A 1,586-nucleotide genomic window follows, 5' to 3' on the forward strand; every position below is an offset into this window, starting at 1 on the left:
GTCGATTTAGGCATTCAAGGATTACCATTTGACCTTTTTATTTCAGAAGAGTTTGAAGCTTCTTATACGCTAAGTAAGCACCCGATGCAAAACGGAGTTAAGATAAGCGACCATGTAAGAAAAGAGCCAATGAAGGTTCCAATCAAAGGGATGTTTACTAATCACCCTATTTCATATAAATTAAACAGAGAGAGAAAAGTTGAAATAGAAAAACTAGACTTTAGTCAAAAGTTAGAAAATAGAGCGCTAAAATATTTTAATAAATTAAAAGAATTGGCTGATAAAATGGAGCCCGTTAAGCTTATAACATCATTACATACATTTGATAATATGATTATTACAAATATAAGTTCGGCACGAGATGAAAAGAGCAGAGAATCAATTTTATTTAACGTTACTTTGGAAGAAATTTTTATTGTTTCGTTATCACAACAAACAGTTGACTATAAGTTTTATGATGCTGGATATGTTCCACCAAAAAATATGGATACAGATGTAAACAAGATGACAGCAAGCGAAAAAATAAACGGGATGCAATCAGCAGAAACAAAAGAAGTAAATAAAATTATTGAAAAAATAAATCCAAGGTTTATAAGATGAAAATAATACCTTTTAATCCTTCCTTAAGCTCGAGGCAGTCGCTATCTGTTAACGTGGGCGAAGCTGTAATAAACTTTTATTTTGAATGGAATATTAGGGATTCATCCTGGTATGTTGATTTAGACAATACAGAAACAGAAGTTCTTTCTATTAAGTTGCTGCCTGATAGTAACCTTTTGCCAATTAATAACAAACTAATTAATGGAAATTTTAGGGTGTTAAAGATTAAATCTTCAGAAGAAAATATTATAACTTATGATAACTTTGGCAGTGTTTTTCAACTTGTATACGGTACTAATGAAGAATGGAGCGAAATAGATGGCTTCTTTTAAAAGAGTTGCAGAACTATTTGTTGGTTCATTCAAAGATGGGAATGATACATCTAAGGGCTATGTAATTAAAGACTTGCATTTTGATTTTACTGTTTATAAATCGACGCATTACTATAAAAACTATGCAAGATTTTCAATTTATAACCCAAATGACGACACAATTAAAGAGATAATGAATAATGGTGCTGCTGTTGTTTTTAAAGTTGGCCACGAAAATGGACAAGTTGGAAATATATTTGTTGGCCAAATTGCAAGAGCTTATCCAGAGTACACACAAAGTAATGATATTGTATTGCATTTGTTTTGCAATGCCCAAAGAGGAGCAGAATATCAACTAGAAAAAGTAAATATTTCTATTTCATATAAGGTTGGTTCAACTTATTATGATGTTTTAAAGGGTATAGCTGATTTTTGCGGCTTGCCATTATCTGGTGCATCTTCACTAAAAGAAGTTTATTTGACAGATGAAGACGGAGACTATATAGATTCAGACGATATTGTTACCGTTGTTACTAACTTTGTTACACGTAAATTAAGGCCGATAAATGGTGAAGTTATTTTATCTAACAATGAAATGCTTTATATTGATAACATTAATAAAACAGAATATGAAAGCGTTGAGTTGAATTTCAGAACGGGTTTAATAAGTGCGAT

3 protein-coding genes are annotated in these 1,586 nt (G+C 31.2%); all 3 read left to right on the plus strand.

The features are described from left to right. Positions 1-600: phage baseplate protein (locus tag VNJ50_RS04215; RefSeq protein WP_325579361.1), on the plus strand; the 600-nt coding region annotated here is incomplete at its 5' end. After that, positions 597-932 (plus strand): phage baseplate plug family protein, encoded by a 336-nt coding sequence (locus VNJ50_RS04220; protein WP_325579363.1) that lies wholly within the window; start codon positions 597-599, stop codon positions 930-932. The genes VNJ50_RS04215 and VNJ50_RS04220, both read left to right, overlap by 4 nt. Continuing rightward, on the plus strand, positions 919-1,586 hold a 668-nt coding region (locus VNJ50_RS04225), incomplete at its 3' end, for a hypothetical protein (protein ID WP_325579365.1). The genes VNJ50_RS04220 and VNJ50_RS04225, both read left to right, overlap by 14 nt.

Origin of the sequence: Gelidibacter sp., from assembly GCF_035577925.1 — a bacterium.
Classification (GTDB): domain Bacteria; phylum Bacteroidota; class Bacteroidia; order Flavobacteriales; family Flavobacteriaceae; genus Gelidibacter.

What these genes read in the sequence shown, in the direction of transcription:
- VNJ50_RS04220 (WP_325579363.1), top strand. Translation starts at nt 597, where the DNA reads ATGAAAATAATACCTTTTAATCCTTCCTTAAGCTCGAGGCAGTCGCTA.